The sequence below is a fragment of the Bradyrhizobium sp. SPXBL-04 genome, assembly GCF_051853035.1.
In the GTDB taxonomy this organism is placed as follows: domain Bacteria; phylum Pseudomonadota; class Alphaproteobacteria; order Rhizobiales; family Xanthobacteraceae; genus Bradyrhizobium; species Bradyrhizobium zhanjiangense.
This window is the reverse complement of sequence record NZ_CP182472.1, coordinates 3,046,509-3,065,807: the sequence shown is the minus strand read 5'-3', so window position 1 is coordinate 3,065,807 and position 19,299 is coordinate 3,046,509. Positions and strand designations below refer to the sequence as shown.

Annotated in this window: 14 protein-coding genes and 3 pseudogenes; 10 read left to right on the top strand and 7 right to left on the bottom strand. The window is 61.0% G+C overall.

Annotation, left to right across the window (positions count from 1 at the left end; all coding sequences use genetic code 11):
- The first annotated feature begins 89 nt into the window (after nucleotides 1-89).
- From ACNJX8_RS14295 to ACNJX8_RS14275, 5 genes are all read left to right on the top strand, one after another.
- Nucleotides 90-3,065, top strand: coding sequence for an FAD-binding and (Fe-S)-binding domain-containing protein (locus ACNJX8_RS14295; RefSeq protein WP_439361147.1), 2,976 nt, complete (start codon nucleotides 90-92; stop codon nucleotides 3,063-3,065).
- Entirely contained in the window at nucleotides 3,058-3,486 is a 429-nt protein-coding gene (locus ACNJX8_RS14290; RefSeq protein ID WP_439361146.1) for a GlcG/HbpS family heme-binding protein, read from the top strand. Before ACNJX8_RS14295 ends, ACNJX8_RS14290 begins: the two co-directional genes overlap by 8 nt.
- Before the next feature lie 519 nt (nucleotides 3,487-4,005).
- Nucleotides 4,006-4,860, top strand: coding sequence for a hypothetical protein (locus ACNJX8_RS14285; RefSeq protein WP_439361145.1), 855 nt, complete (start codon nucleotides 4,006-4,008; stop codon nucleotides 4,858-4,860).
- A gap of 366 nt (nucleotides 4,861-5,226) precedes the next feature.
- A complete protein-coding gene (locus ACNJX8_RS14280) occupies nucleotides 5,227-5,493 on the top strand; it encodes a hypothetical protein (RefSeq protein WP_439361144.1) in 267 nt (88 codons plus the stop codon).
- 467 nt (nucleotides 5,494-5,960) lie between these two features.
- The gene (locus ACNJX8_RS14275; RefSeq protein WP_439361143.1) at nucleotides 5,961-6,251 is read left to right on the top strand and encodes a hypothetical protein; all 291 of its coding nucleotides are present in this window, start codon (nucleotides 5,961-5,963) and stop codon (nucleotides 6,249-6,251) included.
- Between the two features lie 458 nt (nucleotides 6,252-6,709).
- Here ACNJX8_RS14275 and ACNJX8_RS14270 read toward each other — a convergent pair whose 3' ends face one another.
- Nucleotides 6,710-6,853 carry a hypothetical protein gene (locus ACNJX8_RS14270; protein ID WP_176946188.1) on the bottom strand — a complete coding sequence of 48 codons (144 nt, stop codon included), beginning with the start codon at nucleotides 6,851-6,853 and terminating at the stop codon, nucleotides 6,710-6,712.
- Nucleotides 6,854-8,393: 1,540 nt separating this feature from the next.
- On the opposite strand from ACNJX8_RS14270, the gene ACNJX8_RS14265 reads away from it, so the two are divergent.
- On the top strand, nucleotides 8,394-8,681 hold the full coding sequence (locus ACNJX8_RS14265; RefSeq protein ID WP_439361142.1) for a hypothetical protein: 288 nt from the start codon (nucleotides 8,394-8,396) through the stop codon (nucleotides 8,679-8,681).
- Nucleotides 8,682-8,829: 148 nt separating this feature from the next.
- Here the strand turns inward: ACNJX8_RS14265 and ACNJX8_RS14260 are convergent, their stop codons facing one another.
- Entirely contained in the window at nucleotides 8,830-9,132 is a 303-nt protein-coding gene (locus ACNJX8_RS14260) for a hypothetical protein (RefSeq protein ID WP_439361141.1), read from the bottom strand.
- A gap of 599 nt (nucleotides 9,133-9,731) precedes the next feature.
- Here ACNJX8_RS14260 and ACNJX8_RS14255 point away from each other — a divergent pair.
- Both ACNJX8_RS14255 and ACNJX8_RS14250 read left to right on the top strand, forming a co-directional pair.
- The gene (locus ACNJX8_RS14255) at nucleotides 9,732-10,073 is read left to right on the top strand and encodes a hypothetical protein (RefSeq protein WP_439361140.1); all 342 of its coding nucleotides are present in this window, start codon (nucleotides 9,732-9,734) and stop codon (nucleotides 10,071-10,073) included.
- A gap of 192 nt (nucleotides 10,074-10,265) precedes the next feature.
- A complete protein-coding gene (locus ACNJX8_RS14250; RefSeq protein ID WP_439361139.1) occupies nucleotides 10,266-10,460 on the top strand; it encodes a hypothetical protein in 195 nt (64 codons plus the stop codon).
- Between the two features lie 1,220 nt (nucleotides 10,461-11,680).
- Here the strand turns inward: ACNJX8_RS14250 and istB are convergent.
- Nucleotides 11,681-12,540: pseudogene (gene istB / locus ACNJX8_RS14245) on the bottom strand (IS21-like element helper ATPase IstB).
- Nucleotides 12,540-13,847, bottom strand: coding sequence for an IS21 family transposase (istA, locus tag ACNJX8_RS14240; protein ID WP_439361138.1), 1,308 nt, complete (start codon nucleotides 13,845-13,847; stop codon nucleotides 12,540-12,542). The pseudogene istB and the gene istA overlap by 1 nt, the downstream one beginning before the upstream one ends.
- Before the next feature lie 1,092 nt (nucleotides 13,848-14,939).
- On the opposite strand from istA, the gene ACNJX8_RS14235 reads away from it, so the two are divergent.
- Nucleotides 14,940-15,320 (top strand): VanZ family protein, encoded by a 381-nt coding sequence (locus ACNJX8_RS14235; RefSeq protein WP_439361137.1) that lies wholly within the window; start codon nucleotides 14,940-14,942, stop codon nucleotides 15,318-15,320.
- A 289-nt stretch (nucleotides 15,321-15,609) separates the two neighbouring features.
- On the opposite strand, the pseudogene ACNJX8_RS14230 reads toward ACNJX8_RS14235, so the two are convergent.
- From ACNJX8_RS14230 to ACNJX8_RS14220, 3 genes and pseudogenes are all read right to left on the bottom strand, one after another.
- Nucleotides 15,610-15,848, bottom strand: a pseudogene (locus ACNJX8_RS14230) (hypothetical protein).
- Nucleotides 15,845-15,970: pseudogene (locus ACNJX8_RS14225) on the bottom strand (transposase domain-containing protein); the annotation flags it as partial. The pseudogenes ACNJX8_RS14225 and ACNJX8_RS14230, both read right to left, overlap by 4 nt.
- 205 nt (nucleotides 15,971-16,175) lie before the next feature.
- Nucleotides 16,176-17,714 (bottom strand): porin, encoded by a 1,539-nt coding sequence (locus ACNJX8_RS14220; protein ID WP_439361136.1) that lies wholly within the window; start codon nucleotides 17,712-17,714, stop codon nucleotides 16,176-16,178.
- Between the two features lie 473 nt (nucleotides 17,715-18,187).
- Here ACNJX8_RS14220 and ACNJX8_RS14215 point away from each other — a divergent pair, with 473 nt between their 5' ends.
- Nucleotides 18,188-19,063, top strand: a complete 876-nt coding sequence (locus tag ACNJX8_RS14215; protein ID WP_439361135.1) for a recombinase family protein — start codon at nucleotides 18,188-18,190, stop codon at nucleotides 19,061-19,063.
- Nucleotides 19,064-19,299: the final 236 nt, after the last annotated feature.

Sequence of the window (19,299 nt, the reverse complement as noted above, 5' to 3'; positions counted from 1 at the left end):
ATTTTGAATTCACAATATAATCGAACGCGAAACATAGTGAATAACTCAGTAAGGCTGGACCACCTCGCTGGATCGGTCCGGGATCAGGGATGACAAACGCCTCTTCGCTCGAACGGCGGTTGCGCGCGGAAATGACCGGGGACGTCCTGTTCGACGGTTTTAGCCGCGGTCGCTACGCCACCGACGCCTCGTTCTATCAGATCGTGCCGGCCGGCGTGGTCGTGCCCAAGAGCATGAACGAGGCCTTGCTGTCGCTCGCCATCGCCCGCGACGAGGGGCTGAAGGTCACCCCGCGCGGCGGCGGCACCTCGCAATGCGGCCAGACCGTCAATGACGGGCTCGTGGTCGATCTCTCAAAACACCTGAACCGGATCCTGTCGCTCGACGTCTATGGCCGGACGTGCGTGGTCGAGCCCGGCATCGTGCTGGACGACCTCAACCGCCAGCTCAGGAAGCACGGCCTGTGGTTTCCGGTCGACGTCTCCACGGCCTCGCGCGCCACCATCGGCGGCATGGCCGGCAACAATTCCTGCGGCGGCCGTAGCTTGCGCTACGGCACCATGCGCGACAACACGCTGTCGATGGAGGCATCGCTCGCCGACGGCACGCTGAGCCGCTTCGGCGAGGTCTCCCGCGATCTCTCCGATGTTGAGGCCGGCGACAGCACCCGCGCCCTCTTCCGCGACATGCTCGATCTCGGCACGCGCGAGGCCGACGAGATCGCCGCGCGCTTTCCAAAAGTGCAGCGCCGCGTCGGCGGCTACAATCTCGATGCGCTGGTGCCGCGCAATGCGCCCAACAACATGGCGCATCTCCTGGTCGGCTCGGAAGGCACGCTCGCCTTCACCACCAAGGTCGAGCTGAAGCTGTGGCCAGTGATCCGCAACAAGGCGCTCGGCGTCTGCCATTTCGGCAGCTTCTATGAGGCGATGGACGCGGCGCAGCATCTGGTCAAGCTCAAGCCGATTGCCGTCGAGCTGGTCGACCGCACCATGATCGCGCTCGGCCGCGACATCGCGATGTTTCGCCCGATCATCTCCGCCGCGATCAAGGGCGATCCAGACGCCGTGCTGGTGGTCGAGTTCGCCGAAGAAGACCAGACCGACAATCTGGCGCGTCTGAAGCAGCTCAGCCAGCTCATGGGCGATCTCGGCTTCGGCTGGACCAACGACAAGCGCAAATGGGGCGGCGTGGTCGAGATCACTGAGCCGGCGCTTCAGAGCGGCATCGCCGATTTCCGCGCCGCCGGCCTCAACGTCATGATGTCGATGAAGCAGGAGGGCAAGCCCGTCTCCTTCGTCGAGGACTGCGCCGTGCCGCTGCCGCACCTCGCCAACTACACCGCGCGGCTAAATGAGGTGTTTGCCAAGCACGGCACCAGCGGCACCATGTATGCGCATGCATCCGAAGGCTGCCTGCACGTGCGGCCGGTGTTGAACCTCAAGCTGGAGAAGGACGTGAAGGCGATGCGCGCCATCGCCGAAGAGGCGTTTGCGCTGGTGCGCGAGTACAAGGGCTCGCACTCCGGCGAGCATGGCGACGGCCTGGTGCGCTCCGAATTCCACGAAACCATGTTCGGTGAACGCCTCGTCGCCGACTTCAAGGAAGTGAAGCAGCGCTTCGATCCCGACGGCGTTCTCAATCCCGGCAAGATCGTCGATCCGCCCAGGATGGACGACCGTTCGCTGTTCCGTTACCGGCCCGGCTATCGCGTCACCGAGCTGAAGACCAGGCTCGACTGGTCCGCTTATCCCGGCGCCGGCGGCGGCTTCCAGGGCGCAGTCGAGATGTGCAACAACAACGGCGCTTGCCGCAAGCTCGAGGGCGGCGTGATGTGCCCGTCCTACCGCGCGACGCGCAACGAGAAGGATGTCACGCGCGGCCGTGCCAACACGCTGCGGCTCGCGATCTCCGGCCAGCTCGGTCCTGACGCGCTCTCCTCCGACGAGATGATGGAGACGCTGAAACTCTGCGTCTCCTGCAAGGCATGCCGCCACGAGTGCCCGACCGGCGTCGACATGGCCAAGATGAAGATCGAAGTGCTGGCCGCGCGCGCAGAGTCCCATGGCCTCACCTTGTGCGACCGCCTGGTCGGCTATCTCCCGCGCTACGCCGGCCTTGCCTCGCGCTTCGCGCCGCTGGCGAATTTGCGCAACCGCAGCCCGCTGTTGCGAAAGCTGTTCGAGCGCATTGCCGGCATCAGCGCGCGCCGTGCCCTGCCCGCGTTCCGCAACGATGTCTTCGTGCCGCCGGCCGCAAGCGTGGGACCGGAGAGTGGCCGCGAGGTCGTTCTCTTCGCTGACACTTTCAACCGCATCTATGAGCGCGAAAATCTCGACGCCGCGCTGCGCGTGCTCGCGGCCGGCGGCTATCGCGTCCATCTGCCGAAGCCGTCGAGCGGCAGCCGCCCGCCCTGCTGCGGCCGCACCTTTCTCTCGGCCGGCCTCGTCGACGAGGCCAGGGCCGAGCTCGATCGTCTCGTGGCCACCTTCGCACCCTTCGCCGCGCGCGGCGTGCCGATCATAGGTCTCGAGCCGAGCTGCCTCTTGACGCTGCGCGACGAGCTCGCCTCGCTGCGCAAGGACAACGATGCCAAGGCGGTCGGTGCCCACGCGCTGACGTTCGAGGAATTCCTGGTGCGCGAGGCCGAGGCCGGCCGGCTGCAATTGTCGCTCGCTACCGTCGCCGGCAAAGCCATTGTGCACGGCCATTGCCATCAAAAATCCTTCGGCGCGTTCAAGCCGGTCGAGCAGGTGCTGCGCCTCGTCCCTGGCCTTGAGGTCGAGACCATCGAGTCGAGCTGCTGCGGCATGGCCGGCGCCTTCGGCTATGGCGCCGACACCTACGATGCCTCAATCGAGATGGCCGAGCTGTCGCTGCTGCCCGCCGTGCGGCGCGCGGACCAGACGACACTGGTCGTTGCCGATGGCACCTCCTGCCGGCACCAGATCCACGACGGCACCGAACGCGAGGCCCTTCACGTCGCGCGCGTGCTGGCGATGAGTCTCGATCGCGCCGAAACCAATTCCGCTTCTCCAGCTGCAAAGGAAACCAGCCATGGCTGACCTCACGCTCGATACCGCTCGCAAGATCCTCGACGCCGCCTTCGCGAAGGCCGGCGAGCTCAAGCTGAAGCCGCTGGTCGTCACCATCCTGGACACGCGCGGCGTGCTCAAGCTCGCAGCCGCGCAGGACGGCACCAGCCTGATGCGCGCCGAGATCGCGCACGGCAAGGCCTATGGCGCACTTGCGATGGGCATGGGCTCGCGCGCTCTATTCCAGCGCGCGCAGGAGCAGGCCTTTTTCATCGACGCCGTGAACACCATCGCCAAGGGCGCGCTGGTGCCGGTCCCCGGCGGCGTGCTGATCATGGATGGCACGACGCTGCTCGGCGCCGTCGGCGTCTCCGGTGACACCTCCGACAATGACGAGGCCTGCGCGGTCGGGGGCATCCAGGCTGCGGGATTAAAGGCCAATGCGGGGTAGGATTCGTCCGAGTTCGGAGGGAAGCGCCATGAGTTTCCGGACGATTTCACGCGCGGAAATCCAGCGCGCGTTGAGGTCAATGCCTCGCGTATCAGGCGTGGACGGACCAATTCAAGTGCAAGGGCCCGATGGCGCGATCGTCGAATTTCCGGCCGGCACCTCGCACGAGGAGATGACAACGGCGCTTCGAAAGCATTACGGAGTGCCTGCGCAATCACCATTGCCGCCGCTTCCGCCCGGCTACAAACTGGATCCGCCCGCTGCGGTCCCGCGACTACCGACGGCCTTCAAGTTGGACGTCCGGTGGCCGCGCCAGAATTGCCGCAGGCAGCCGCCGCGCCGGCGCAGCCGAAGCTCGTGCCGGTGGATCACGACCCGTTTGCACCGCCCGTCGCGCCGGCCATCCCCAGCTTGGGCGCGCAGAACGCCGCACGGGAAGGGCGTCTTTACGTCACCCCTGAAGCGCCGAAACCGATCGAGCGCCCTGTTTAGGTCCTGCCGAGCAGCGTCGGCGGCGCGGTGCGCGACTTCCAGGTCGGTGCCCAAGGCGTCGGCAAGGGGCTCACTGACATCGTCACCGGCCCGTTCGACCTTGTGGCCGGCGCCCAGAACGCCGCCGTCGGCGGCATCAACAAGCTGCTCGGCACGAACATCCCGATGGCCACGCCGGCGTCCAAGCTGGTTGAGAAGGCGGTCGACGCCACGGGCATCCCGGTCATCGACCCCGCCACGATGTCGCGCAGCGAGAAGCTCGCCTACGACGTCAACCGGTTCGGCACGCACGCCATCGGCACCGGCGCCATGCTGGCGCAGCGCGCGCCAAGCGTCGCAGCCGCGGCAAGCCGGTCTGAGACGGTCCCAGAGCGAGTCTTGGACCACATGGCGCGGCCATACACCGAAGCCCCCGCCCGTACTCTCGTTGGCGATACGATCGGTGGAGCGGGCGCCGGCGTCGCAGTCAATGCGTCGGACAACTACGTTCCTGACGACGCAAGCGTCTTCGGCCGGTACGTCGGACATGGCCTAAAGGACGCCGCGAATCTAATCGCTCCACTGGTCGGTGCTTCCGGCGCCAACACATTGCAGGCCGGCGTCGAAGGCCTCGCTGGCATGATCCGTAACCTCGCATCCAAGACATTTGCATCTGCGCCGGCGCCGATCCCGCTCAATCCGACCACTAAGGCACCATACAGCAACGCCGACGTAGACCGAGCCGCGGCGAGGTTTCAGTCAACTGCGACAGGCTCTCCACAAGCTTTGGCCCAAGACATCCGCGAAAACGCAGAGGCTCTCGCGGTCCCAGGCGAGGGCGGATCGGCGCTTCAGGCATCTGCGATGCCGACGTCCGGATTGCTCTCGCGCGATTCGGCCTAATTGCTGCCGAGCAGGGCGCTCGTCTCAAATCATCGCCGGCCTTCGTGAAGCGGGATCAGAACGTGATGGGACAAACGACCCGAATTTTGAAGCGGGCATACGCCCTGCACGATCTCGTGAAAATGATTCAAGAGCTCGAGGATCTGCGAGAGAAGGTCCGGCTCGCCGAGGCCGCCAGAGTGCTGCATTAACCGAAACGGTTTACCAGAGGGCCTACTTTGTGCTCGCCCTCCGCTTAGCTCAGTTGCAGCGTCGAACCGAATCTACTTTGATGAACGCGAACTCTGGAGGAGGCATGATGCGTGTTCGGCTGAGTGTTTATGCGACCGCCATCTTGATCTTAAGCAGTGCGGCCTCAGTTCTCCAGTGTTTGCATTGAGCGGCGTGCCAAAGGGGACGACAACCCTGCAATTTCACATGATTGATCTTCAGGTCCCCAGCTACAATCACGGTGGGGGAACGGTACCTTACAAAGGGCAGTCTACGATAGCTTGTGGCGCATTGAACAATTATTCGCCCCCAAGCCCGCCGAGCGGCAGCCATTCTTATCAAATTACTGCCACGGCATTTGGCGCCGCCAATTCGAATCTCGGCTCAGCGACCTTCACACGCGAATTTCCAGAGAAGAAGTGACTTGAACGCGAGGCCTGAGTTTGCAGCTGCTTCCTTGCGTCCCCCTCGGGTCGCGGAATGTCCCGAAATCGGTTTGGGGCCGTGCAGGAAGATGACGAGCACCCGAGCGACGCACCACTAGCCGGTTAATTATTCGGGCCGCATGGAACGCATCCTTCGTAAGAGGCGCCTGGCATCAGCGCATCCTTCAGCGGCAAGCCCCTGCGCAGATGCCTCATGACAAGATTGGGTTTCTCAAGACCTCGCCGCTCTGTCGCCTTGCGGCCTTTCCAAGCAACGCCCATTGCACCCTCCTCGAAGCGCAGAATTGCGCAACCGAAGGGTGCGCCTGAGTCGCGGCGGGTCAAAGACCCTAGGGTGGCAATCCACCGCTTGTTGCAGCGCTTTCCCTTGCGCGCCCTCCGGTTGCGTAATAAAAGCTCAAACTGGGGAACGCAAAAAGGTTCCGCGTAGCAGCTTTTCTGATCTTGCCGTCCTTCGCTCTGAACATCGCGACTGTCGTTTTGGTCGGCGGCTCTCTCATTGAGGCTCAAAAACAAACCGAGCAGCAGAGCGAATTTCTTAGTGGGGCAACTGCATTCACGATGTCTGCGGCAGAAGCGATGCGGCAGGAACAGACTGCGCTCATGACCTCTACCGCACGAGCAATGCGGCAGGAGCAGGCAGATGCAAACGCCGAGATAAGACAGAAAATAAGCGAGTATCTCAGCAAACTTGCAAATAGAACCGAGGCCGTGGCACTACCGCCGAATCGCTAGAACGGCCCGCATAGATCGGCCGTGCGAGCCTGCTTGACCCGTGTTGCGGCATGACGTGTGGAACCAGTTCACCGCTACGATCGTTTTCTAGCGTGATTGCTGCAGGAGGAACGGCCGTGAAGCGATGTTTCTTGGTGTTCGCCGCTGTGGTGGCCCTGAGCGCGGGCGAGATAACCACTGCGAACGCCCTCGACTTTGATATCGGTCCAGGCGGCGTTTACGTCGGACCACACCGGCATCGGGGCTACTACTACGACCGCGACCGCTATTACGGCTCCTATAACCGATACGGCGGCGACAGTTGCGAGATGTGGCAGCACGAATGTGCCCGTTCTTACGGGGGCGGGTACATGTATGAACGCTGCATGTCCCGGCCAGCAGCGGTCATGGCTTGCGGACGCTAGTATCAGGCGCTGGTCTGCAACGTCGCAGCACACTGCCGAGGCACTCCCGAATCGCTAGAACGGCGATCCGCTCGCGTGCATGGCGTTGTAGACGAGCGTCGCCAACGTCGCCTGTCCCGTGTCGCTGAAATGCGTGTTTTCCACCAGCCGGCCGGTCGCTCCAATGGAGTCCGCGTTGACACCGGCGAAGATGTGCATGTTGTCGACGACCGCCGCCTGCGCAATAGCTCGCCCATTCGTCCATCATGCGCCGGCGCTTCTTCCGCATGTCGCCGCGGCGATAGGCTGCCTCAACCTTGTCGGACACCGTGTGCGCCAGGGCCATTTCGGACATCTCGTTCGGGCAGCCGGTCTGCTCGGTGGACCAGTCCTTGAAGGTCGACCGGAAGCCGTGCAGCACGGCGTCTCTGTGGAGCTTGGAATCCGAGCGCGGCCGCCCCTGCTCGCCAACGGGCCCCGAAAGCGTCTCCAAACCCGCCTCGATGGCTGCGATGTCCTGGTCGACTGGGCGATCGACGAGCGGTCGTCGAAGCCCGTCCTTGAGTTCGAGCCTACCGCCAAGCCCCGTGCCGACCGCCCCTCCGGCCTCCGCCTTGCTGCGGCGCACCGAAAGCCTGCGCCGCGCTGGACACGTAGGTGCCTAGCGGTACCCAGCGGCCGACTTAGACCTTTTGACTGAGGACCGCGGATCTCCCGCGCGGAAACGGCGCTTGTCCTCGCGCGTGGGTTGCGCTTGCATAGCCCCTTTCGACGGGGGCATTTCAACATGCGCGTTTTGGTGATTGTGGCGGCCTGCGCCACGGTGGCTGGCTGCATGACAGCCGGCGAGACTGTTTCGTTCAAGGCGTCTAATCCGCAGCAACAAGCTCTCATGCGGGATGGGCAGCCTGCCCTTGTCTCTCGACAGAAAAGCTCTTTGTGCTCGTTCGACCGGCATCCCCGTCAGCTATCCGCGCCCCCGTCGCCATCATCTGCGAAAAGCTCCAGAGGACCGAAGACGAGCTTCGAAGGCGGCTCGGCCTCCCCATGAAGTGGTTTAAGACAAGCACCGCGTAGGAAGCTATACGGGCTAGTAGCGCCTACGCTCAGACCGTAGGTCGAGATATTTTATCACCGCGAACGTGGCGCACACCGCCAAGACGCAGATACAGCCCGTAATCAATAACCCCGCGCATACCTGATCAGTATTCTTACGGCATCAGGGAGGCAATTCACAATGATAACAGCGGAACGCTGAGTTGATCGAGGCTCAAGGAAGCCGAAAACGGCCACCTTCAACAGGTGGGCCAAGGGAGTAGAGACTGTGTGGCTATCCCTTTTCGCCAGCTTGAAGTTGCCGCACTGGCTGATGATCGCAGGGGCCCTCCTAGTAGCGATCGGCTGCATTGGCGTCCTCGTCAACGGAAGGAAGATAGAGGAAGTTGATCCCTCTCCCGACGAACGGATCAATCCTCCACACCAGCAGATGCCGCCTTTGCCGAGGCTTCTCAACTCCGAAAGAAAACGCCGTCAGCGCGACGATAGCGGGACGGTATAAAAGCCAAGCCCACCAGAGTGTCACCATTCTCGGGGGCGGCACTGCCGAGACGGTGAAGGCACATAGGCCGGGAGTTCTGTAAATCGAGGCCGAAGCGCAACACCAAGCTGGCGTCTTGCCGATCTGTCCCGGTTCCTATTGCGCTCGCCTTGCGGTTGCTTGAAGACTCAAGCACCTTAGCGGGGTGGGGAGGTCAAGACCTTGATTGAAAAGCACTGGTTTCGACTCACTGTCCTTCTGATGATCCCATCATTCGGGATGAACGCAGCTACGCTGGTTATAGTCGGAGGCTTCCTCGTCGATCTCAAGAAACGAGACGATCTGGATCCGCGCCGCTTTGATACTCAGATTTCCGACCTCATGATTTCGATAGCCAGGAAGATGCGGCAGGAACAGGCAGATTCAAATGCCGAGTTGAGACGTACGATAAGTGAATATCTCGAGAGACTTCCAAAGAAAATCGAGGCCGAGGCCCGGCCCATTCGTTAACCGCAGGTGTGCATGAGCGAGCGCGGAGAGGCCCGCCAGAGCGAACCCGGTGGGCGAGGATCCGAGTCGTGATTCGTTCGCCGTGATTTTGGACTAAAAAAGAGTCAGATCAGCGCGTTAGACCGCGATTCCACCGGCACTCGCCAGATCAGGCGTACCCATCGAGTTGCCAGCTCTGCGATCTCACCTGCTCAAGCAGCCCCTCCATGTCGCCGATGCCTGATTCGGCGGGATCATTTTCAAGGTCTCGCGCGCTGCCGGCGGCCCAATTGGATTGGTCGCCCGACCAATTGCGGCCATCTACGCCATAGCAGCTAGGGTGCCGCTCGACGCTACCAAGCGACGGCTCATAATCGCTGGTATCCGCTCCCTCGTCCTCGCAGTCTTCCTCGCCGCCGCCGCCCTCGCACTGGGCGCCTTCGTCCTCGCACGCATCCTCAAGTTCGGTCATCACCTAGGGGTCGGACGCGTCCAGGAAGGCGATAAGCCGCTCGATTTCGGCCGATGCCTCTTTCCTGAGTCTGGCGAAGCGCTAGAGCGACGTTTGCCGCTCCCGCTGTTGGATAGCCAGCCCGCTCAAAATCGCACGGGTGGAGTCCCTATTAAGTTCTCTGACGTTTTCCATGGTGGTGCTCACTGGTTTCCGGCTTTCGACAGCCGCGCCCCGTGTCGGACGGGGCAGCCGGGGGGTCGAAACCAGCCAGTGAGACTGGTCGGACGCTTTTAGGCTTTCGCCCTGGACAGCACAGTCCGCCCCCGGCCACTTGCCCTCGGAATCCGAATAGGCAATAAGGTTCAGGTCGGAGCCGCACCGCCAAGTGCGTCCGTTCCGATATCGGAATACCGATATCGAATTCAGCCGTCACCGCTCGACGCCAATCGAGTGGACATGCATGACCAAGCATGAAGCGGCTTATCACTGGTCCGGGTTTCGACACCCACGGACATGCTGAACCGATTTGCGTTAAAAATCCATCCCCCTTTTGGGAAGACTCCGACTCTCGCCCTGAGGTAGAAGGCCGTGGCTGGAGCCTAGAGGAGTGCAAAATCATGTCGAATATCGAAAGCAAATCAATTTCGAACCGGACGATCCTGATCGCTCTCCTGATATTCAATATGGTTGGAATTGGTCTCTCGGAGATCCAGCGTAGGCAGCTCGGCAATCAGAGCACGGAGGCTGTGCTCGAGCTGCAGGCAATCGAGCGTAAAAGGATCGCAGACGCGGCGGCGGATTGGGAACGAACCTACAAGCTTCTTGCTCAGATCAATCAGCGAGTGAACAACGTCGAAATCGCGCTCCAGTCTGGTCCACTCGCCGGTGAAGTCAGGGATATCTATGAGCGGCTCAAGGCTGTCCAAACCAAGGTGGAGGCGACGACAGTCGCAAAATAAGACCCTGCAATCCAATCGAATCATAAATCCGATCGAGATTTTCAAACCCATCACCGCCCGTGCGCGAAATTGCGCTGCGGAAGGGCGCGCCCGAGTCGAGGCGGGTCAAAGGATGAATGGTGTCAATCCACCGCTAGTCTCGCTTGCGCTCATCCTGCGGTTGCGGAGCCGTATTTGCCACAAGGAGGGCGCATGATGGCATTTGCAGCGTTTGGCGGCGAAAACGGGCGGCCGCTCCACATTAACCCCGCATTGGTGACGCATGTCATTGAGCTCAATGACCGGTTATGCACCGTCTTTTTAGGCGGGCAGCACGCGGTGAATATTCCTCTGCCGGTCCACGTGGTTGTCGCGGATCTGGAGAAGGCGGCTGAGGTTAGCCGCTAGCGAGTTTATGCATTTATAGCGAATTTCTACTATAATCGGCTAACTTTCCTATGGATCCCGTTAGAAACCCGTACGCTCCAGGCGCGGGGACCCCGCCACCTGAGCTTGCCGGCCGCTCCGAGCTTATCGATGAAGCGACGGTAGCCCTTCGACGCACGCAGGTGGGCCTTGTGAGTGCGAGCCGAAGATAGGTCTAACGGGAAGCTCTCTCGCGCGCAGCATTCAGGTCTGCTTTTATGCCTGAGATTGCTGCATCAACCGGCTGTCGACTTGGGGGCGGTTCATTGAGGTCTCGCGCCCACGGTGCCCCTGATCGAACTGTCGAACCGGAAGTGACCCGATCAGAGCTCACGCAAGCAGAGACAAGTAGGCCAGGAAGGCCGACCAATACCGCCCGCGTTATCGCCTGGATGCCCATACTCGCCTAACCGAGATGCCTCCGAATCGATCCTCCAGATCATCGCCATGAAACGATTTTCCCTGCGCCGCGAAGTCGGGCTGAAACAAAGGAGGCACAGCCTCCTCTCTTCCAGCGGATGTCCCAGAAGGGGAACTACCTTTATGATCAGCCCAACGTGGACTCGCAAAGCACGTAAGCTCGTTATTGTAAATTTGCTGATCGGCGCGGCCGCTCTATTTGGATTGGCGGCTCACGAGCCAGTCTCAAGTGCTGCCCTCGGTAGTGAATGGCGATGCAGCAGAGCAGCATTTGTCCTAACAACGTGTCATCACGTAGCTGACGAAGTTGCGACGCAAAAAATGGCCGCTCTCGATTTGCCGGCAAGCCATCTGCTCGTTGTCCAAGCCTAAATCCGAGACTGAGCGAACGCGGGACCGAAGCCCTGCGACCTCGGTTCATCCGGTCGAAACGCGACGAGGCGATAGAGGCCGCAGTCTGGGCTCCAGCGGGGCTCACTCCTCACCGCCTCAGCCGGCGGGCGTGCGCCGCCAGCCGCTACCGGTTGCGGGGCCGCTCGATAGACGCCTCCGGGGCCGACAAGTCCGAGGCATTATCCTGTCAGCGGAGGATCGTACTGACGGCGGGTCTCAGGTCGACTAGGACAACTTTATGCCAGTGTACTCACGTCCCTTCTCAGAGACAAAATTCCGAATAGCTCTGCGGCATGATGGAGTGCTGCGACGCTTCATTTCCTATCGGTGTCAAACGCCATCCGGAACTGCCCCCTTTGCGTCATGAAGAACTGCCCCCACCCTCGGGTTCATGATGTCGGTTGAAGGTTGGCTCCGCCGCTGACGGGACGGAGGGAGGCGGAGCCGACCGGAGGGCCGTCAGCGGCGGGCGGCTTGATGAGGCCGCTCTTTCGCTTGGCGCGGAGCCGGTAGCTGTCGCCGCGGATGGTCAGCACGTGGCTGTGGTGCAGTAGACGGTCGAGGATCGCGGTTGCGACCACCGGATCGGCGAACACGGTGCCCCATTCGGCAACGCTGCGGTTCGACGTGATCAGCATATAGCGCCGGTTTCGTAGCGGCGGCTGACCAGCTGGAAGAACAGATGCGCCGCGTCGGGCTCCAGCGGCAGGTAGCCGAGTTCGTCGACGATCAGCAGCTTTGGCTTCGCCAGCGCGAGCAGTTTTTCGTCCAGGCGCCGCTCGCCATGCGCCTTGGCGAGGCCGGCGACCAGTGTCGTCGCCGTGATGAACTGCACCGTGTAACCGGCCAGGATCGCCTCTCGCCCGAGCGCGATCGACAAGTGCGTCTTCCCGACGCCCGGCGGGCCGAGCAGCAGCACGTTCTCGCCGTTGGCAATCCAGCGTGACGCGGCCAGGTCGCGGATCTGCTTCGGATCGATCGACGGCTGCGCCTCGAAGTCGAAGCCCGCAAGCTCCTTCACGGCCGGGAAGTGTGCGAGTTTCAGCGCCATCTCGATGCGGCGATGATCCTTGCGCTCGATCTCGCGCTCGCACAGCAGGATCAGCGTCTCACGCGCCGACAGGTTGGCGCGCGCCGCTTCGTCGAGCAGGTTGTCGAGCTGGTCGCGGATGCCGGAGAGCTGCAATCGCGCCAGCATGGCCTCGAGCCGATCGATTGGTGCCTCGGTAGCCTTCTTTGTGCGCGCCATCAGAAGCTCCCTCCGATCGCTGCTTCGTATTCGGCAAGAGGACGCAATAGCGAGGGCGGTGGAGACGACCCCGGCACCGTTGCTGCCGCAATCTCCGATCGGCAGACCGCGCCATTGCGACCGGCAAAACCGTCGAGGTGGGTGGAATCGACGATCCGCAGCCGGCGACCTTGCGATTGCTTGTGGACCGCAACCTCGCGCATGCCGTGGCGGATGCGCACCTCGCCGGCCGCAACTGTCACCGCCACGCGCTCGCCAATCAGCCGCCACGGCACCGAGTAGCTGTTCGTGTCGATCTCGACGGCACAATCGTTGCCGACGACGCGGGCCAGTTCGCGCAACGATCCGAACGACGGCTGCCCGCCGAGCGGCTTCAACCGGTGTGCCTCGTCACGCGCAAAGCGAACCATCGGCGCCTCGCCGGTCGTGGCGTGGATCCGCACGTTCGCCACCTCACGCTCCCACGCGGCGAGGTGCGCCTCGAATGCCTCCCAGCTCGCGAAGGAATGCCCCGCGATCGCGTTCTTCTTCACGTAGCCGACACCATTCTCCGTCTTGCCCTTCGTGCGCGCCCGATACGGCGCGCAGGCGCGAGGACGGAAGCCCCAATGCTTCGCAAACGCGATCAGCTTGTCGTTAAACTGAACCGACCGGCTCACCGCGTCGTGGCGCACCACGAGCGCGCGTGGATTGTCCATCAGCACTTCCTCCGGCACGCCGCCGAAGGTCGTAAACGCGCTCTCGAGCCCCGCAAACCAGTGCTCCTGCTTCTCAGCCCGGAACGCACGCACATGCAGCCGTCGCGAATGCCCAAGCGTCGCCACGAACACGAACGCTTTGATCTTTACCCCGCCGATCTCGACCAGACGCTCGCCAAAATCGATCTGCAGCTGCCGGCCAGGGGGCGTCTCGAACCGCGTCGTCGCCAGCGCCTCGGCCTTCAGCGCCTGGCGATAGGGCTGCACGGCGCGTTGCAGCGTTCGCCGGCTGACCGCCACACTTCTTTCGGCCAACTCCTGGCGCACCACATCCGCGTTGCCGCGATGCCGAATGAGCCTCTCGCGCAGCCAACCCTCAAGGCCATCAAGCCGTTTCGGCCGCTCAGGCGATTTGAACCGCTTCACGCCGCCGGCCGCCACGTAGTCCTTTACCGTGTGATGGCTGCAGCCCAGCTCGCGCGCAATCCGCTTCAGACCCCACCCGCACGCCCTCAGGCGCAACATCTCCGCCACGTCATCCGGCGTCTTCATCACCTGCCCCCGTGGATCAATCCACGATGAGCCTTCCGTGATTCGTTCCTCTCTCATTCGCTCTCTCCTCGGCTATCCAAGGAGGGGGCAATTCCTCATGACGCCGAGGGGGCAGTTTTCCATGGCGCGCGACACTATCGGGTTGCGATACGCAGCGACGGATCGCTTTATCTCCTTTTCGACAGGAAGGCAAAACAGACGACTGGAGCTGGACCGCGGGGCCAGAGGGCAATTCGAACAAGACATTGTCGACAGAGCAAACCAGGGGTTTCCGCCTGAGCTACCATACAACAGGCATGCTAAACCCTCATGGGCTAGACGGAGAGCCGACCTACTTTGAACCGCTATTCGGGATAACGAAGCTCCACGCACTTGTCGCGCTTTCGATTCCGTCTGCCGATCGACTAGACATCTACGATTCCAAGGAGGCACCTCAGCGCATCATCGACGTGCCGAATTCCACGAGACTCGACTTTTGCCTTGCAGTGGCTCCTGCAAATTATGACGATCCAAATTTTACAATTCTGGCCGACAATTTTGGCGGCATGTTCTCTCTCAGCTGCAGCGCGAGAATATACAAGGACTGATCACCGCCATTGCTGAGCATTTTCTTTTTGTGCGGCCCGCTGTTGGACATCACGAAACACAGCAAATTCGAAAAGATGAGGCATTCATCAGGTTTCACCAGACCATTCACGGCCAACGAGACTTGATTATCTATGGTTCGAATGGAGAAGGCACCTACCTGATGATCTTCTCCGTACCCATGAGAAGCGCCCCTGTAGCAACGATCACTCCGCAGCTTCCCAATGGGACCGCGGAGATAATCGAAGCCACGAATGCTTGGCTCAAATATCGGATCAGACAGGGAAACAGGATCGTCAAAGAACCTACCATGATCGATGGGATCCTCAACGCCCGCATGTAAGCAAGGGAAGAGGTAAGGGAATGAATCATTCCACACTCAAGCTACGCCCCCAGCGCGGTCACCTGCTGCATAATCCGTTGGTTCCGCGCGATCAAGACTCTCAGTTGTTCGCCGATCGGCAGAAGTTGCTCGGCGACGAGCTACTAGATCAATTGACCCCAAATCATTAAGTGCTGAGTGAGATAAGCCCAATCAGCTGAGCGCCGCATTTAGGAGCCATCATGTTGCAAAAACTGTCTGCCGCGGTAGCCTGGGCTGCTCTTGCATTCATCACCTACGCTAGTCTTTCTCCAATCCGTGATAGGCCGCAACTGAACAACGTTGCTGATTTAGAGCATCTCGCCGCTTTTGCGGTTTTAGGCTTCGCATTCTGCCTCGCGTACCGTCATAGAATGACATTCGTATGCAGCATCGTGCTTGGTAGCGCAGTCGTGCTCGAGTTTTTGCAAACGCTGACGCCAGATCGTCACGGAAAATTACTGGACGCCTCCGAAAAGATCATTGGCGGCTTGATAGGGATATTCCTGGCCAGTTTAGCTTTGCGCGCAATGAAGCGTGCTGGATGCGCGCCTTCCATCCTTAACAGTCGGTCCGATCACTGAAGCCACGAAGCGGAGCCTAAAACTCCGGGACGGTGCAGGTCACAAGGGCGGCGGTGGTGCTCGACGGCGATGCCCACCGTACCACCTCGCCGGTGTCACGTTCCTTGGTACGGGAGAGGTCCAATGTTCGATCCCTTGTGCGCCCACCATCAAAACCCCTAAATGCCCTAAACATCCGAGATCAAAAATCCAGTGATCTCGGAACTCGGACGATTGCTCGACCACCTCCGGTGAGAATGATCAGATGCATCGCGAGCCATAACGTATCCATTCGGCGTAGGCCGCAGGGTTACCACTTGAGCAGTCCAGGGTTCTCTTTGTAGAACCTGATCAGCCCGATGAGGTTTTCGATTCCGAAGTCGGTGAACGCCTGGACGCAGTCTTCTCCGACTCCATAGACCCAGATGACGCCCTCCTCGATTTCCATTTCGTTGGCGAGTCCCACAGCCAATCTTCGTCTTCGCCGAGGTCCTTTGCGACCTTGGTGATGGTGGTGACGTGATGAACCTTGTTGACGTGCGTGGTCATGCCGCTCGAGCGGAGAACGCTGATACCGGCGTCCAATTCCAGGGCAGAAGCCCATCCAGCCGATGAGCTGGGTGGGCGGCGATGCGGGCAAGGATATCCGTGAGCCAGGCCTGCGGATCTGCTCTCATCTCAGGAGCCCGAGAGACCGATGCGCGGCCGATCCTAAGATCCTTCGCGACGTCCGAGGCGGCCATGCCTTGCGCACGCAACTCTGAACTTTCGGTTCCGACGCAGGCCTTACCCGCCGCCTTATATCGCTGCCCAAAAGAGCAAAACCCCCAGCGGTTTCCCGCCGGGGGCCTTGGAGGTCAGATAGTCAGACTGGAATTACCAGTTGCGCTGAGCGCGGAGCAGCAGCGTGAAGCTGTCCTGGTCCTTCAGCTCATAGACCGCCGTCGGCTTGGCAACGGTAGCAGCCGGTGTAACACCGATCACGCCGGCATACTTCTGATCCAGACGCGTCCAGTTGAAGTCGGCCGAGAACGTCAGGTTCTTCACCGGGGTCCAGCGAGTGATCACACCCACCTGGCCGATGTTGAAGTCAGGGTTACACGAGGTAACGCTTGCTACCGCGAGGAAGCCGGCGAAGCCGCCACCGCCGCAAAGGAAGTTCTTGGCAAGCGATCCGAACGATGCATGCGCGTAGGCACCATAGAGAGCGGTGTTCCAGTACGGATCCCAGTTATGGGTGTACGCACCACGGAAGCCCCAGGTCTTCACAGATTCCTGGCTGGAACCGGGGACGAACACCGTGTCGGGCGCATTGGCGAAGCCGATGCTCTGGTACGCGATGCCCGAACCGCCATACATGGAGTACGAGCTACCCGCGAGGTTCTGGAAGTTATAGCGGGTCGCGCCATCCGTGTAGACGCCCTGGATGTTGATCGTGTCACCCGCACCGGTCGGGATGTTCTTGATCGACAGAGCGAGCTGAACCGCCCAGCCCCACTTGTCGTCGGGGTGGCCAGTGGTCTCGTCCGCGCCATAGTAGGCAACGTGGTTGTCATGCGCAGCAACCGATGCCTGGAACAGACCCCAGGCCTGGTCGACACGGACCATAGCGACGAGGTTCGGCGAACGCGAACCGCCGATGGCGTTCGAGCCGTAGGAACCCCCAACGACGCCGGCAGCAGTGATGCCAAACAGGTTGAGGTTGCCGGCCTGATAGTAGGCCGTCGCGTCTTCCGCCGAGAACGCCGCCGTCACGCCCTGACCGAAGTCAGCGGTGTAGGTGAACTGGTTGACGCCAGTGACCGTGCCGCTGCCGCCGACGAGGCTGTCGATGTTGTTGCCGGGATAGTTGGTCCAGGGCGCGTCGAACTGCGACACGGCCTTACCCATCGTGAAGCCAGCGAACTGGATGAAGGCGTAGTACACGCCGAGCGAACCGCCCGAGGTGCCGCCGTCCGTCGGATTGATGGTGGTGTTCCCAGCCGTCGTGAAGGTAGCGGCGGTCGTGCCCGTGGCCGAGCCGGTGCCGACGTAGCCGGCGGTGGTCCAGGAGAACGTCGCATCGAAGAAGGTGCGGACGACGCCGTATTCGGTGGCGGTACGCGTGTCGATGTTGAGATCTTCACGAGCGCGCGCGGTGTAGTAGTTGCTCAGGCGGTTGTGCGCACCGGCTGGAGCGCCGTTCGCAATGCCGTAGACGCTGTTGGTGCCCAGCGCGACTTCGGCGCGCAGGTAGCCACCCAGCTTGATGCAGGTGTCAGTGCCGGGGATGTAGTAGAATCCTGCACCGTACAGGGAGCAGATCTTCACGTATTCGACCGCCTTGGCCTTCACGGGCAGATCGGCTGCCTGCGCTCCGCCCACGGCGATCAGACCCGCCGCTGAGCCGAGCAAAAGGCTCTTAACCAACTTCATGTTAAACCTCCAAGTTGCTCTTCAGGGAAGGTCACTGACCGGACGGCCAATTCCCCAACCCCCTCTAAATCACCGCTTTCGGCTCCTTCGCGTCTTCGGACACACCCGCATGAACGCGAGGGACTTAAGCGAATGACCTAAACGGGACGACCTTGGGATGCCCCCCTCCGTCGCTGAGCCACCATGATGGAAGCCACTTGCACACACAACAAAAGAACGCTCCGAAGCGGGCCTATGAAACGTGTTTTCCGATGGGTGTTGCACAAAAATCACGCGAGCTTGCAACCCTTGAAGACCGTATGCCGCTGAAGTTGCATGGAAAATTCTTCTTCACGGTCCCGTGACACCGCGAGCATGTGAAAACCGCAGCGCCGGCGGGCGCCCCCATTCTTCAAGTGTACGAGCATCGAAAAGCTCAGTTGAGTCGCTTAGAAGAAGAATCACGGAGAGTGTACGGGCAGGACCGGAAGCCAATGACTAGCGCCAGAAAGAAGATTTCGGCCGCCCCAAGCTGGTTAGGTCTGAGTGAGGACCGCCAAAGTTTCTTGTTCATTCCCGAGCGAGCAGAGGTCGTGAGACGGATATTCGAGCTGGCTATCGGGGGAATGGGAAGTTACGCAATCGCGAATTACCTCGATGAGAGAAAGATCCCGCCCTTTACCCAGTCAGACAGCTGGGATCACACGACGATCGACTACATGCTGCGGAACCGCGCGACGTATGGAGAATACCAGCCGAAGAGCTTTGCAGGTGGTCACACGAAGGGAATCCCTCAGGGCCCGCCGGTGAATGACTACTATCCAGCCGTCATTGACAAACAAACGTTCGAGCGCGCACAGACCGCGCGGCGACAAAATCTTGCAAGCCGCGGCCGCAAAGGAAGCGATCTTGCGAACATCTTCGCAGGTCTCACCACATGCGGCTATTGCGGCAATGAAGTTGTGCTCCACCGGGTTGCAAATCTTCAAGTCTTGGCATGCGAGAAAGTGCTTGATGGGAACGGTTGCAGTCGCACCGCTTGGACGTACCGAGACTTCGAAGTCACGGTCTTCGCATTCCTGACACACCCTGCTTTGCTCGAGCGACTGCAAGGTGAGCGAAGAAACAAGTTGCTCACGCTCGTGGACAAAGTCGCTGATCTATTAAATAAGCAGGAGCAGCATTACGCGACGCGAGTCGAGATCGCCCTCTTGCTAAAGCAGATTGTCACGCAACTCGTCCTTCACAGCGCTGGTGCGATCGAATCTCCGCGACTACCTTCTGCTCAGATTAGCAAGGACGTTAGGGGACGTTTTCTTGAGATCCGTCTTTGGGACGGGCGCCTCGACAAATATCGTTCGGTGCTTTGATGCTTTGACCTGGCCCGGCTGCCGCATGCCGTCAAGCCATAGCGCGTCGCCACCGCATCGAGATCAAGGTCCGCGATGACTACGAGCCCCTTATAGTTAGAGGTAAGAGCCAACGATCGCAATGCGCTAGACCAAGCAGCGGTCATTTGCTTCCAACGATCTCCGCGCAATTTCAACACGCTCCTCGCGCCCGCTTCAGTCGCCCCCCAGAGTCTGGGTGTGCTGGGGTGGCGCTT

What these genes read in the sequence shown, in the direction of transcription:
- ACNJX8_RS14295 (WP_439361147.1), top strand. Translation starts at nt 90, where the DNA reads ATGACAAACGCCTCTTCGCTCGAACGGCGGTTGCGCGCGGAAATGACC.
- ACNJX8_RS14290 (WP_439361146.1), top strand. Translation starts at nt 3,058, where the DNA reads ATGGCTGACCTCACGCTCGATACCGCTCGCAAGATCCTCGACGCCGCC.
- ACNJX8_RS14270 (WP_176946188.1), bottom strand. Translation starts at nt 6,853, where the DNA reads ATGCACATCTTCGCCGGTGTCAACGCGGACTCCATTGGAGCGACCGGC.
- ACNJX8_RS14260 (WP_439361141.1), bottom strand. Translation starts at nt 9,132, where the DNA reads ATGACCGAACTTGAGGATGCGTGCGAGGACGAAGGCGCCCAGTGCGAG.
- ACNJX8_RS14255 (WP_439361140.1), top strand. Translation starts at nt 9,732, where the DNA reads ATGTCGAATATCGAAAGCAAATCAATTTCGAACCGGACGATCCTGATC.
- ACNJX8_RS14250 (WP_439361139.1), top strand. Translation starts at nt 10,266, where the DNA reads ATGATGGCATTTGCAGCGTTTGGCGGCGAAAACGGGCGGCCGCTCCAC.
- istA (WP_439361138.1), bottom strand. Translation starts at nt 13,847, where the DNA reads ATGAGAGAGGAACGAATCACGGAAGGCTCATCGTGGATTGATCCACGG.
- ACNJX8_RS14235 (WP_439361137.1), top strand. Translation starts at nt 14,940, where the DNA reads ATGTTGCAAAAACTGTCTGCCGCGGTAGCCTGGGCTGCTCTTGCATTC.
- ACNJX8_RS14220 (WP_439361136.1), bottom strand. Translation starts at nt 17,714, where the DNA reads ATGAAGTTGGTTAAGAGCCTTTTGCTCGGCTCAGCGGCGGGTCTGATC.
- ACNJX8_RS14215 (WP_439361135.1), top strand. Translation starts at nt 18,188, where the DNA reads ATGACTAGCGCCAGAAAGAAGATTTCGGCCGCCCCAAGCTGGTTAGGT.